The organism is Oleiphilus messinensis (assembly GCF_002162375.1).
In the GTDB taxonomy this organism is placed as follows: domain Bacteria; phylum Pseudomonadota; class Gammaproteobacteria; order Pseudomonadales; family Oleiphilaceae; genus Oleiphilus; species Oleiphilus messinensis.
Genome location: NZ_CP021425.1, coordinates 5,430,018 through 5,442,308, shown reverse-complemented (window position 1 = coordinate 5,442,308; position 12,291 = coordinate 5,430,018). Strand labels below are relative to the sequence as shown.

The 12,291-nt window shown below is 48.1% G+C and carries 11 protein-coding genes; 6 read left to right on the top strand and 5 right to left on the bottom strand.

Annotated elements, in window-relative coordinates:
* Positions 1 to 4: 4 nt before the first annotated feature.
* Complete coding sequence (gene phoU / locus OLMES_RS23655) at positions 5 to 733, top strand: phosphate signaling complex protein PhoU (protein WP_087463516.1); 729 nt, start codon at positions 5 to 7, stop codon at positions 731 to 733.
* A 99-nt stretch (positions 734 to 832) separates the two neighbouring features.
* On the opposite strand, the gene OLMES_RS23650 is transcribed toward phoU, so the two are convergent.
* On the bottom strand, positions 833 to 1,093 hold the full coding sequence (locus tag OLMES_RS23650; protein WP_087463515.1) for a hypothetical protein: 261 nt from the start codon (positions 1,091 to 1,093) through the stop codon (positions 833 to 835).
* A gap of 542 nt (positions 1,094 to 1,635) precedes the next feature.
* Between OLMES_RS23650 and OLMES_RS23645 the strand changes: the two genes are divergently transcribed.
* The 3 genes from OLMES_RS23645 to OLMES_RS23635 all read left to right on the top strand — a co-directional run bounded on the left by OLMES_RS23645 (position 1,636) and on the right by OLMES_RS23635 (position 5,143).
* Positions 1,636 to 2,529: a hypothetical protein gene (locus tag OLMES_RS23645; RefSeq protein WP_087463514.1), complete on the top strand. Its 894-nt coding sequence runs from the start codon at positions 1,636 to 1,638 to the stop codon at positions 2,527 to 2,529.
* A gap of 106 nt (positions 2,530 to 2,635) precedes the next feature.
* On the top strand, positions 2,636 to 4,234 hold the full coding sequence (locus tag OLMES_RS23640) for a CHAD domain-containing protein (RefSeq protein ID WP_087463513.1): 1,599 nt from the start codon (positions 2,636 to 2,638) through the stop codon (positions 4,232 to 4,234).
* A gap of 123 nt (positions 4,235 to 4,357) precedes the next feature.
* On the top strand, positions 4,358 to 5,143 hold the full coding sequence (locus OLMES_RS23635) for a ParA family protein (RefSeq protein WP_157678503.1): 786 nt from the start codon (positions 4,358 to 4,360) through the stop codon (positions 5,141 to 5,143).
* A gap of 24 nt (positions 5,144 to 5,167) precedes the next feature.
* Here OLMES_RS23635 and OLMES_RS23630 read toward each other — a convergent pair whose 3' ends face one another.
* Positions 5,168 to 5,518, bottom strand: a complete 351-nt coding sequence (locus OLMES_RS23630) for a histidine triad nucleotide-binding protein (RefSeq protein WP_087463511.1) — start codon at positions 5,516 to 5,518, stop codon at positions 5,168 to 5,170.
* 29 nt (positions 5,519 to 5,547) lie between these two features.
* A complete protein-coding gene (locus OLMES_RS23625; protein ID WP_087463510.1) occupies positions 5,548 to 6,909 on the bottom strand; it encodes an FAD-dependent oxidoreductase in 1,362 nt (453 codons plus the stop codon).
* A 231-nt stretch (positions 6,910 to 7,140) separates the two neighbouring features.
* Between OLMES_RS23625 and OLMES_RS23620 the strand changes: the two genes are divergently transcribed.
* A complete protein-coding gene (locus tag OLMES_RS23620) occupies positions 7,141 to 8,616 on the top strand; it encodes a Do family serine endopeptidase (protein ID WP_232465189.1) in 1,476 nt (491 codons plus the stop codon).
* Between the two features lie 90 nt (positions 8,617 to 8,706).
* On the opposite strand, the gene OLMES_RS23615 is transcribed toward OLMES_RS23620, so the two are convergent.
* A complete protein-coding gene (locus OLMES_RS23615) occupies positions 8,707 to 9,234 on the bottom strand; it encodes an aminoacyl-tRNA deacylase (protein ID WP_087463509.1) in 528 nt (175 codons plus the stop codon).
* A 377-nt stretch (positions 9,235 to 9,611) separates the two neighbouring features.
* Positions 9,612 to 10,454, bottom strand: a complete 843-nt coding sequence (locus tag OLMES_RS23610) for a mechanosensitive ion channel family protein (protein WP_087463508.1) — start codon at positions 10,452 to 10,454, stop codon at positions 9,612 to 9,614.
* 410 nt (positions 10,455 to 10,864) lie between these two features.
* On the opposite strand from OLMES_RS23610, the gene OLMES_RS23605 reads away from it, so the two are divergent.
* The gene (locus tag OLMES_RS23605) at positions 10,865 to 11,557 is read left to right on the top strand and encodes a class I SAM-dependent methyltransferase (protein ID WP_232465188.1); all 693 of its coding nucleotides are present in this window, start codon (positions 10,865 to 10,867) and stop codon (positions 11,555 to 11,557) included.
* Positions 11,558 to 12,291 lie beyond the last annotated feature (734 nt).

Below are 12,291 nucleotides of genomic sequence, written 5' to 3'. Positions count from 1 at the left end.
TGATATGGATTTGAAAAACGAGGATTTCACACAGCATAAGCATATATCCCAGCAATTCAATACCGAATTGCTGGAGTTGAAAAATCACTTTTTGGTAATGGGTGGCCTGGTCGAGCAGCAGGTTAGTGATGCTGTTCGTGCGTTAATGAACGGTGACAGTGGTGTGGCAGAAGAAGTACGCCTCCGTGATCGTGAAGTTGACAAGCTTGAAATGACCATCGATGAGGAGTGCGTTCAGGTTATTGCTCGACGTCAACCGGCGGCGCGAGACCTGCGTCTGGTCGTTTCTGTTGCGAAAATGGTAAATGACCTTGAGCGTATTGGCGATGAAGCGAAAAAGATTGCGAAAATCGCCATCAACCTCGCTGAGGAAGGCCAACCACCCCGTGGTTACGTTGAAGTGCGTCATATTGCCAATCATGTCGCTCAGATGGTGCATCAGGCTCTCAACTGTTTTGCCCGTCTGGATGCAGAAATGGCAGTCGAAATTATGCGTGAAGACTATTCCGTGGACAGCGAATATAAATCCGCAATGCGTTCACTGGTTACATTTATGATGGAAGATCCGCGCAGTATCTCCCGAATTCTGAGTGTCATGTGGGTATTGCGTGCGCTTGAGCGAATTGGGGACCATGCTCGTAATCTGGCCGAACACGTTATTTACATGGTTAAAGGTAAAGACGTGCGTCATACGCCCATGGAGAAAGTGGAAGCAACTGTTGCGGGTGATTAATCTGCAACAACATTCTACTGCAAGTTTACGCGCTGAATAATAAAAAAACCCTGTTTGTCAGGGTTTTTTTATGACAGGAAGAACGGCTTTTTGACCGCACTAGTCCCGTTGTAAAGCCATGCTCTTTGCGCGTTTAGCGCGCTTCTCGTCAAGGGATTGTACGGCTTGCCTGAACGCTTCGTAACCGAATCGTAGTAGACGAGCTTTTTCCAGTGCGCCAAGTCCTTCCGGCCAATTTCTGGGGGAACCATTGAAATTGCGACCTGGCTTGCCTTCGAACTGAATTGAAAAGCCAGATTCATGGGTAACGGTGGAGGCCTGAAGATTGACTTTCCAGGCACTGAAATCAAACTCTTCCATTCCATTTACCTATATTTTTTGATTGTTAGATTATTTTGTGGATTTATGCTCTTGCAGACAAAAGCTTGAGTAGTGGTTTCTCGGCATTACAGGTCACGTGCGATGGGCTATAGGCGCGAGTCAGAGATCTCTAAGGAAGGACATAGCGGGAACTGCCAAACTTCGGAGTAACCTGTGCTGCTCGCTTTGAGGCGATTAGATCGGTTACTGGAAGCGCCTGCTGATACTTAGGGTGGGTATTGACCCGTCGTAGCCATCGCCAAGACAGAGATTAAATGAAAAAAAATTTAAAATCAATGCGGCGAAACTTGCAATTAGGCAAAATTCGATCTACTCGGCATATCGTCTGCATAATCCGGAAACAGGTCTTGTTGCCGGAGAGCTTGAATTAAGCGCTTTGCTGATTAACACTAAGTACTGTCGTTGTGCGCTATATTTGGTTATCGTTGTGCGCTATATTTGGTTATCGTTGTGCGCTTTATCTGGCGACAGATGATAGATGAAGGTGCTCCGATGATGAATAAAGACGGATGGAGATACTGATGGTGAACACACTGAGGAACCAGGTATTGGCGTTACCGATAAAAGGCACAGCTAGCTGGCTGGCATTTTTATTATTACTACTTAATGCACCCCTTGCAGTATATGCCGCAAATATTGATCGAGCTGCGCAAATTGAGCAATTGTATCTACAATCAGGGATTCAAGATGCCATTGCACAGTTTCCAAGCATTCTAAAGGAGGGCGTAGCAAGCAGTGCAGCGGAGAGTGAACACAGCACCCGTTATACTCAGCAGGTAACGGAGATTATTGAGCGCACTATTGATGTCGATGATCTGGGCAGTCAGGTGAAGCAACACCTTAATAGCAAGCTCAGTAGTGAGCATGTGGATTCGATATTGGCGTGGTTAATGTCACCTTTGGGCCAAAAAGTGGTGAAACTCGAAACCACTGCGGCGACGATGGCGGGATTTGAAGAAATGAGCGCTCAAACCGTTACCTTGCAGAAACAATACAAAGGCACGCCCAGAGAGAAACTCTTCGAAAACTTCGACCGGGCGACCCGTACCACCGAGGCCGCATTGGAAACAGCCATGGCAGTTCAATTGGCTTTGGTTGGGGCTTTTGCTGATGCCGGGCAGGGAGCGGGAATGCCCGACTACGCGATGTTGACTGAAATGGTCGAAGCGAACCGGTTCATGACACGGGGGTTAATCGGTCAGCAAGTGTTTACCAATTACCTTTATACTTACAGAACACTGAATGATGATGAATTGAAACGCTATATACGATTTGCTGAATCTCCCGCTGGATTACGCTACTTTTCTGCACTGAATGAAGCGTTGCGTAGCGCGCTTATTGCGCCTTCGAAAGAAATTGGCCGAAGTATTCTGCAGGAAGCCCTGGGCGATATCAGTGTTCCGCCGGCTGAGTGAGGTTTTCACTGCGACTCACGATTCTTGCTTTCATCAGGCTCGTTTCACGCACTGAAATTGTTCACGAAATTGGAACCGTCATAGTTTTAGGAGTTACACATACCTTATGTCTTTTTCCTCATTAACGCTCTTTTCCCGAGATGCCCGAATTATCGAGCCCAAAGATGAGCTCTCTTCCGGGCTTGAGAACACGGAAGCATTAACTGAAACGTTACGCAATGCCCTGGGGCATACCGTAAGGTGTGATGAAGAAGGTGTGTGTCGCTATGATCTAGCCGTTTTAGACAGTTTTGCGCTGCCATTTTTTTCCAGTTCTCAGTATTGTCTGGGGCTTCAGCAGCAGAAAAGTCAGCAAGCGCTTTTTGTTGTTGAGCGGGGGAAAGCGAACGCGTTTCATCAGATTGCATGTGTCCCCTGGTATCCTGTACCAAAGCGTCGACAAGTGCATTGGCCACGGTTCTCTTGGGATATTCCTGAGGGGGAACTGAGCACAGGGGTCGCTAAGCAGTGCGGTTACTGGGCTCTGCAGGAGCGCATAAAATTTCAGGTCGTCGCTCGTCGATATCGATTGCTCGACGATCAGGATCAGGTGTTTGCCTTCCTCGATTTGGATCAGGTGCAGACTGAGCAGCTATCGGACAAATTGGAAACTTATAATCTGATTAGAATACAAACAATCAAAGGGCGAGAAAAAGCCGCAAAGGGGCTGTGCAAGTGGAATCAATCTGTAGCATTACCGAACCCTTTCCCGGCAAAAATCTCGAAACACTTGTGTTCGTTACAAGAAATGGAAAAAGTCCCTTCCGTTAGTGTGAAGGGAAAAACGCCAGCTCCACAGGGAATCAAGTTGATGCTGGCCGAAGCCTTTGCCGGTATGGTCTTGCATTATGACGGTGTTCTTGAAGATATTGATACCGAGTTTTTGCATCAGTATCGCGTGAATCTGCGCAAGGCTCGCGCATTGTTGAAAGAAGCCTCCAGCTTGTATGATCGGCAAACTGTTGCGGAGTTCAAGCCCGTGTTGAAACAGTTGGGTGACTTGAGCGCGGATGTTCGTGATCTCGATGTTTTCCTATTGAAAATCCGCAGCTGGCGTGAGCAATACGCGGAGGAAGAGGCGTTGTTAACACCTTTGGCAGAAAAACTGACAGAGAAGCGTATCGGTGCCCAAAAGAAGCTGTTTGCATTTCTCAAATCTCAGGCGCTTCGGGATTGGGCGACAGGCTGGATGGCATTTTTACAGGCTCATGTGAACCGCGATGGCGATCCAACGCTGCAACAATTTGCCGAGAAGAAAATCCGGAAATGTTACACAACGCTGATCGCAGATGGCCGGAAACTGGATGCTGATGCCCCTGATGAAGCATTCCACGAGCTGCGGCTCGACTTCAAGCGTATGCGATATTTACTTGAGTTTTTTGCGCCGTTGTTTACCGACCGTCGGTACACGAGATTGGTTAAAAATGTAAAACGCCTGCAAACAGTATTGGGGGATTTTCAGGATATTACCGTGCAAACCGGTAAATTAGCATTTTTGCGCGATGAGCTGGACGAAACGGCAGGCCAGGGCACATTGGATTTACTGAACCGAATCGAGGCGGATATGTGCGGCTCACATGATGAGCTCAAAGCCGCATTCTATACGTTGTTTCAGGAGTTTGATGGTAAGGCTTCGCGTCGTGTTGTGGCTGCATTGACGCGCTGATCCCCAGTCAGTTTATTATTTCAGTATGGTGTAAGCGCTGGAGCGTTTTTGGATAGTGTTCCCTTGGGCAGGTCGACCTCGATAGGTCTCGGTCTGCTCGTTTGATGTTGTGAGGAGATGATTTTGGCCAAACTGATTGCGGTATTTAATATCAAAGGTGGCGTGGGCAAGACGACAACCACGGTAAACCTGGCCTATTTAGCAGCAAGTTACGGCTACAAGACCCTGATTTGGGATATGGACCCTCAGGGGGCTGCATCGTTTTATTTTCGGGTGAAAGATAAAGTAAAGGGTGGGTTGAATGGATTGTTAAAATCCAAAAAAGAAGTGTACCAGCGCATTAAAGGTACGGATTATCGGAATTTGGAGATTTTACCCGCAGATCAGAGCTACCGCCTTATGGATCAGGAGCTTCGCAATGCACGTCGTAAGTCTGCCCGGGATGTTCGAAATATACTCAAACCCCTGAAGGATGAATACGATGTGATTTTGGTGGATTGCCCACCCAATCTAAGTGAATCTGTTGCTGGGCTTATCAGTGGTGCTGATTTTTTACTGGTACCGGCTATTCCGACAATTCTTTCACTTCGAACGGTCGAGCAGTTGTTCAAATTTATGAACACCTCACTGAAAACGCGCCCGGAAACCCGAATATTTTTCAGTCAGGTGGAAAAGCGCAGAGCAATGCATCAGGAAATTATCGAAAAATTTATTCTCAAAAACAGTGATTTTGCGTTTCACACCCTGATTCCGATTTCCAGTGAACTGGAAAAAATGGGCGTTTCGTTGGAGCCATTTCCGAAAACCTCGCCCTCTCACCACATTACCCAGCTGTATCAAATGCTCTGGGAGGAAATCGAATCGGAACTGGCGTTGACTCGACCCTCCATTCTGGGCTTTAGTTCCTGATATCGCCAGTTCCCGGGTTGTTCCTTAGGGGGCGTAAGGTGGCCACCCCAGTGGCTTGCCTGCTAGTAAGTGTACGTGAAGGTGGTACACCTCCTGGCCACCGTGTTTGTTGCAATTAATAACCGTGCGGTAGCCATCATCGGCAACACCCAGCTCCTTTGCCAGCTTGGCCGCGACGTAAAACAGGTGGCCGACCACAGCGGCGTCTGCGGCTTCTATATCGTTTACTGTGGCAATTTCTTTTTTAGGGATAATCAACAGGTGAATCGGGGCCTGGGGGTTGATATCCTTGAATGCAAGGCATTGTTGATCTTCGTAAACGATGTCTGCAGGTATCTCCCGATCAATTATTTTCTTGAAGATGGTATCGGCCATTGTGTGAGCTCCATAGTGATTGATAATACTTATTTTTTTCGTTGCAAAAACGGTGGCAACGGCAAGCGGGGCAATGATTTGGGTAACGGTGGGGCGGGCAGTTTAAGGTCACGCCAGTTAAAGTCGGCACCCGGTATTTTTTGCTGGGTCTGAAGCCCCATGGCAAACTTGAGTACTTCCTTTTTTGCAAATGGAGCCCGGTCGGCAAGATGTAACCCCAGGTTTCTGAGCAGTTTAAGTGGCGGGATCTGGTTGCTGAAACTGTGGTAAAAAACATCCATTGCGGTCATCATCAGGGCATTGTGGTTCCGGCGTAGGTCTTCATAATTCTTGAGTATATTGATCAGTCCGGGGTCTTGTCCCTGGGCATGCGTCTGAGACAGTACGCCAATCAAAGCTTCCGCATCCTGAAACCCGAGATTGACCCCCTGGCCGGCCAGTGGATTGATCGTGTGGGCTGAATCCCCCGCCAGCGCAACCCTCGGTGCGACGTAGCGCTTTGCATGTTGCCGAGTCAGGGGGAAGCGGCCTCGTTCGACAATGTCCAGGATTTCCGGAAGTTCTTCAGGATACTTGGCATTAATCTGCTGTACCAACTCATCGCTGGACAGCTTCATCAATTGAGAAATCGTTTCTGGACTGTCATACCAGACCAATGAGGCGAAGTGACTGCCATCGATATCCGGTAACGGCAAAAAAGCCACTGGACCTGTCGGCGTAAAAGCTTGCCAGGTAATGTCTTGCTGTTTGCCCTCATAGCGAATTGTGATCACCATGGCATGCTGATCATATTGGCTGGCACTGAGCGGGATGTGACTACTCTGGCGTACGAGTGACTGGGCTCCATCTGCGCCGATAATGAGCTTGGCCTGAAGTACCTCATCTTCGCTTTCGGCACGCACAAAATCTTCTGCGAGGGTAATGCTGCGGATTTTAAACGGGCAAATGAATTGTACCCCGGGTCGTTGTGCGAACGCTCTGTGCAGGGCTAATTGAGTGATGTCATTTTCCACAATAAAGCCCAGGTGGCTCTTGTTGACCTCGCTGGCATTGAATTCGGTTTTATTAAGCCTTTTCTGGCCAAATTTCAGCTCCAGGTTATCGAGCTTTTCCCATACCGCGAGGCGCTTGTATTCCGCTGCCCGCATTTTTTCAATTTCGTCCCATGCTCCCAATGTTCTTAAAAATAATTCGCTGGCGTAACTGAGTGCAGAAACGCGGATATGGGGAGGGGCATCGGGTTCATAATCCGGGGCCGGACGTTGGTCGACCAAGGCAACTTGATAACCTGCGTCTGCAAGTCCGCAAGCCAGTGCTGAACCAACCATCCCGGCGCCAACAATGATAATATCGAAATTGTTTACCGAAGGTGCAGGAGAAGGATTATTCATAGTGGGTTTGAAAATCTCGTTTTAAGCTTTGTGAAATGGGCATGCCTTCGCGCATTATAGACGTTTAGTATTCGCTAAAACACCTGACTGTTGCCGAAGCGATCACGAATGACGTCAGTATCAAGCGAATCAAGATTAAATTGCTGTAAGTTGTTTAAATTTGCAATGTCCTTATAACTCTTCTTAAGCATTCGTAGCGGGATATTGAGCCTGATCACCGGCTTTAATTGGATGCGGAAACAGACAAATAACTTTGACGAGGCCTATGTTGTGAAATGTTACGCCGGAAACCTGAATCGGGAAAGTCGTGTCACCGTAATGGTGGTGTTACTTGGTCTGACAGTATTGATATTTGGGTTAATAATGCCTTCACGAAGCTGGGCGGCGATACCGGATCAAGTCGCAGGTAAGCCGGTGCCCTCACTGGCACCTATATTAAAACAGGCTACGCCTGCGGTGGTGAATATTGCGACCTTTACCCAGGTCCGGCGGATTAACCCTTTGTTGGACGACCCATTCTTTCGACGCTTTTTTAATGTTCCCGACCGGTTATTCAAGCAACGAAATCAAACTCCGGAGCGACGACCGCAGAGTGCGGGCTCAGGGGTAATCGTTCGCACAGAGTCGCAAAACGGTGGTGTTGTAGGTTATGTGTTAACGAATCATCATGTGATTGATCAAGCGGACGACATCACGGTGACTTTGCAGGACGGCCAGGAATTGAGCGCAACCCTGTTGGGGTCAGATGAATCGGTTGATATTGCAGTTTTGCGAATTCAGGCGCAACATCTCGCGCTGCTACCGACGACAACCTCTTCGAGTCTGGAGGTGGGGGATTTTGTGGTCGCCATTGGCAACCCGTTTGGTCTTGGCCAGACTGTAACCTCAGGTATTGTCAGCGCATTAGGTCGAAGCGGGCTGGGCATCTACGGTTATGAGGATTTTATACAAACCGATGCTTCAATAAATCCGGGGAATTCAGGGGGGGCGCTGATTAATTTGAGAGGAGAACTTGTTGGCATAAATTCTGCGATTATTGCGCCTGCAGGGGGGAATGTGGGCATTGGCTTTGCGATACCTACAGAAATCGCATTGAATGTGCTCGACCAGCTTATTGCCTATGGTGAGGTGCGCAGAGGACAGTTAGGTCTGTTGTTCCAGGATGTGACACCAAAGCTCGCAGAAGCGTTCCAGCTGACGAGTGTGCGTGGTGTTTTGGTGACGCGTGTGCTTGCCGATATGCCTGCTGCGGAAGCTGGTTTTCAGGCGGGTGATGTTGTGTTGGCAATGAATGGTCGTAGCGTGTCATCTGCCCAGGATTTGAATAACCGGATTGGCCTCGCGGCTGTAGGCAGGCCGGTTAATTTTCGAGTTGTCCGTAATGGCGTTGAAATGACGATTGTGGCTGAGCTGAAGTCTGCGCAGGCCAACGTGATGAACGGTGCAGAAGTACATGCTATGCTGACCGGTTTGGCGTTGCGGGACTACCACCTGAAAAATGGGCCGGAATCTGTTGCTGTTGAAATTTCGAGTTCGGACACTGGGCCCGCTCGGGAGCAAGGATTACTACAGGGGGATTTGATTGTGGCAGCAAACCGTGTTCGAGTCCGAAACGTTGAGCAATTAAAGCGTGCGGTGCGGGGGGCTGAGGCGATATTATTGCGAATCGAGCGTGATGGTCGTAGCTACTATCTGACGCTACCATAGGGACAGTTGCCAAGATCTGGCAACTACCCCCAAAACGCGTTTACTGGATTCCGTTTTGGGGGCAAGTCGTTCCTTCCAAATTTCTCGTGTTTATGCGATTTTTGCTGTTCGCTGTGCCATCAGCCAGCTTGGTGTTTTCTTTTTACACTCAGGTTTGGCGAAACCTTCACTTAAAATCACAGGGCAGGCCAGTGATATGTAGTCCTGATAACTCATTTTAATGGTTTCGCTGTGGGTGCCTGCACTGAAGGCAATTTCTTCGTGCTGCGCAAGCGCGTCGCATAGGTATATATTCATGCTATATAGATTACCGAAGGGTGGCATGGCGCCAACTTCGCAGCCCGGGAATGCATCTTTAAACTCATCTTCGTCTGCAAGTTCAATGAAGTCCGTTCCCATGGCATTCATGAATTTGTCCCAACGTATTCTATAAGAGGCTGGCAGTACCACCATTGCCATTTTTCCATCGATATCAATGATAACGGTTTTTGCCAGTCGGTCACCACGAATATGTGCGCTGTGTGCAATCTCCTGTGCCGTGAAAGCTGGAGAATGCTGCACTGATACATAACGAATTTGTTGCTCGTCAAGGTACTCTTTAAGCTGTTGTACGGGCATAGACAACTCCTCAATGTAGACAGTATTTCAGGATGTTCCTTGCGCCGTTTCATTTCAACTTTACTTTGTGATCGGCCCGGTGGGACTTTCCTGAAGTTTCAGTTGCTCTAAAGTTAAGATTAGAACAGCATGCCGAATTAAAGAAGTAGGGATTTGTAACGATAATGTGAATTATGTATGAATTTTAAGGTATTGAGCGATTTATTTGAACTGCCGAGCCCTGTGTGCATCGCCGCATCCAGGCGTTCGATTCTAGTGGCCGGTTCTTAGAATTGTTATGTTAGACTGGAGCTTCTGTTTTCGAAGCTCCAGCTTGGTGGCCGGTTTCAAGCATCGTATTGTACGATTACGACTTTCGATATTGAAATTGGCCTGGCTTATTTTTGTTCATTGTAGACGTGTACATCCCGCTGCGGGTACGGGATGCTAATATCTTCAGCATCGAATGTCAGTTTGACATTTTCATGCATCGCAAAATAAACCGCCCAGTAATCCGGTGTTTTAACCCAAGTGCGAACCGCAAAGTTTACAGAGCTGTCCGCCAGTTCGGAAAGTGCGATGACCGGTGCTGGATCTTTCAGAATTCGCTCATCAGCCTCGACAAGCCGGTTCAAAATTTCTTTGGCTTTTTTGATGTCATCGTCGTAACTGATGCCAAAAACCATATCGACGCGCCGGGTGCTTTCGACATTGACATTGACCAGGCAGCCATTCGACAGCAGCGCATTCGGTATGATGACACGTTGATTGTCGAAAGTGGTGATAATTGTATTGAAAATCTGGATTTCGCGTACTACACCGGCAAAACCTTGAGCCTTGATTGAATCACCTACTTTGAAGGGTTTGAAGAAAAGAATGAGTGCGCCTCCGGCAAAGTTTGCCAGGCTCCCCTGCAACGCCAAGCCCACTGCAAGACCCGCTGCACCGAGTACGGCGATGAATGATGTGGTTTCGATACCGACCATCGCCGCGACAGAGATCAGCAACAGTACTTTCAGGCCAATTGAGCAGAGGCTGTGCAGGAATTTCAACAACGTTGGTTCAACTTTAGCCGTCATTGACTTATCGAGCAGGTTGATGAGGCGATTGATTAGCCAAAGCCCGATAATGAGTGTAATGATCGCAAGTAATAAGCCCGGACCGTAGTCCATAACCATTCCTGTGATCCAGTCACTGAATTCACCAACTTGTTTTTGGCCATCGGAAAGAAGATTATCCATATTGTATCCTTGTCTTTGTGGAGATGATTGTGGTCACGGGAAATTATCCCGCCAGAATTTTGCAAATGCCTTACGGTGTTGCATCATCGGCGCAATTGCAAGGAGGGCTGGGAAATTGGCAGTTATTTTCCGTGACTCGGGCTTTTTTGTCCGCCTTTTTTCTGGCGAGTAATTTTTAATGCGTTTCGTTAGAGCGTTTGTTAATGCATTTGTAGTGACGTTTCGTTGTGCTGATTTTTTTTTAAGTAGCTGATTTATGCGAGTACTGTGTTTTTAGCACGGTTTTTCCTGATTGCCAAGCGAAGCCCTCGAATGATGTAAGGTGCTCGGTGGTGTTGAGCTCCCACCGTGAATACGTTAAGGTGCCGGGCTTGTGTTGCGCAATATTAATTCTTAGGGGTAGTCACGGCGTGGTTGGGGAATTCAGACAAACTGAAGCAAAAACAGATCTGTCGCTTTTGTTGGATGCGATTCGCGTTACACTGCCGAGAGCGGATTTGAAACCGTATTCCCTGCCAGGGTGTCCTCAATTGAGTCTCTATTTGTTTGATCCGGATGTCATGCATGGCCCGCTCACTCATGATGAGGCTCAGGCCGTTGTTGCCGAGCCCGCCTATTGGTCGTTCTGTTGGGCCAGTGGACAAGCTTTGGCATCCTACATAATGGATCATCCAGAGTGGGTGAGGGGGCGCCGTTGTCTTGATTTTGGTGCAGGATCCGGAGTTGCGGGTATCGCTGCTGCACTGGCAGGGGCCGCTGAAGTCATTGCATGTGATTTGGATCAGGATGCATTATTGGCCGCGAAAGTGAATGCGGCATTAAATGGCGTATCACTGAAAACCGAATGTGATTTTTTCAAAGTGCAGGGGGAAATTGATGTTATTTTGGCAGCAGATGTGTTGTATGACCGGGAAAATCTGACATTTCTGGATGCATTTTGTTCCCGTGCGCAACAGGTTGTATTAGCTGACTCCCGAATCAAAAATTTAAGTGCGCCGGGCTATGAATTGCAAGAGGTATATACCTGCCGAACCTGGCCAGACTTGAATGAGTTTGAGGAGTTTAACCGGGTCAGGATTTATTGTGCTGGAGAGAAAAAATAAGAGGGTAACCCGATAGTAGGCCACCCTTATTTGGAATAGGTCTTTATCATCCTTGAGCGGGTATCCGTCCCGTGTCCGGTTTTCTTTGTTCGCTTCCTGGCATCGAGGCTTTCCGCAACCCCGATATAATCCATGGTCGACGTTGAAATTAACTCAATCGTGGGGGGAGAGTTAGTTACCTGGACCGTTCCGTAGCCCGTATAGTTCCTTTTACCCTGTCATGTCGAGCAATCCAGTGCTCGAGTCCTTTTCCGAATCCTTTCAGGGGAGGTTCCGTATCCCGATGCTCACTATCCCTGAGCAGTCTTCCTTGTGTTGTCATCCCTGTGCGCCGTTCGTCCTTGTGCGCAAATTCCCTGCTGGTCTTCCTGACCCTGTAGTCTTCCCGACCTTGTAGTCGTCCTGACTTGGCAGCCTTCCTGACCGCGATCATCCTGAAGTTTCTGATCCCTGAAATTCCTAATCCATTTCCTTTTCGCTCATCTTGAGCGGTGCCTTAACGGGGTGTTAAGGGTTCCCTTAAGCTAAAAATCCATTTTTTCCATGCTTCCCCTCTAATCCGTGTGAGGATACAGTCCTAGTGCCGCTTCCTTTTCCCTGTCATCCTTGACGAAGTTAAATATAGCAGTTCATACATGTCGAAATTGTGACAGGATTCATCATCTATCGTGGGATATTTCGCACATTTGCTTTTTAGGCAGTTATGTCTAATAAAAAACTATAAATATCAATTA

Bases quoted from the DNA above. Each gene is read 5' to 3' on its own strand.
- phoU (WP_087463516.1), top strand. From the start codon at position 5: ATGGATTTGAAAAACGAGGATTTCACACAGCATAAGCATATATCCCAG.
- OLMES_RS23650 (WP_087463515.1), bottom strand. From the start codon at position 1,093: ATGGAAGAGTTTGATTTCAGTGCCTGGAAAGTCAATCTTCAGGCCTCC.
- OLMES_RS23645 (WP_087463514.1), top strand. From the start codon at position 1,636: ATGGTGAACACACTGAGGAACCAGGTATTGGCGTTACCGATAAAAGGC.
- OLMES_RS23640 (WP_087463513.1), top strand. From the start codon at position 2,636: ATGTCTTTTTCCTCATTAACGCTCTTTTCCCGAGATGCCCGAATTATC.
- OLMES_RS23630 (WP_087463511.1), bottom strand. From the start codon at position 5,518: ATGGCCGATACCATCTTCAAGAAAATAATTGATCGGGAGATACCTGCA.
- OLMES_RS23625 (WP_087463510.1), bottom strand. From the start codon at position 6,909: ATGAATAATCCTTCTCCTGCACCTTCGGTAAACAATTTCGATATTATC.
- OLMES_RS23620 (WP_232465189.1), top strand. From the start codon at position 7,141: ATGCGGAAACAGACAAATAACTTTGACGAGGCCTATGTTGTGAAATGT.
- OLMES_RS23615 (WP_087463509.1), bottom strand. From the start codon at position 9,234: ATGCCCGTACAACAGCTTAAAGAGTACCTTGACGAGCAACAAATTCGT.
- OLMES_RS23610 (WP_087463508.1), bottom strand. From the start codon at position 10,454: ATGGATAATCTTCTTTCCGATGGCCAAAAACAAGTTGGTGAATTCAGT.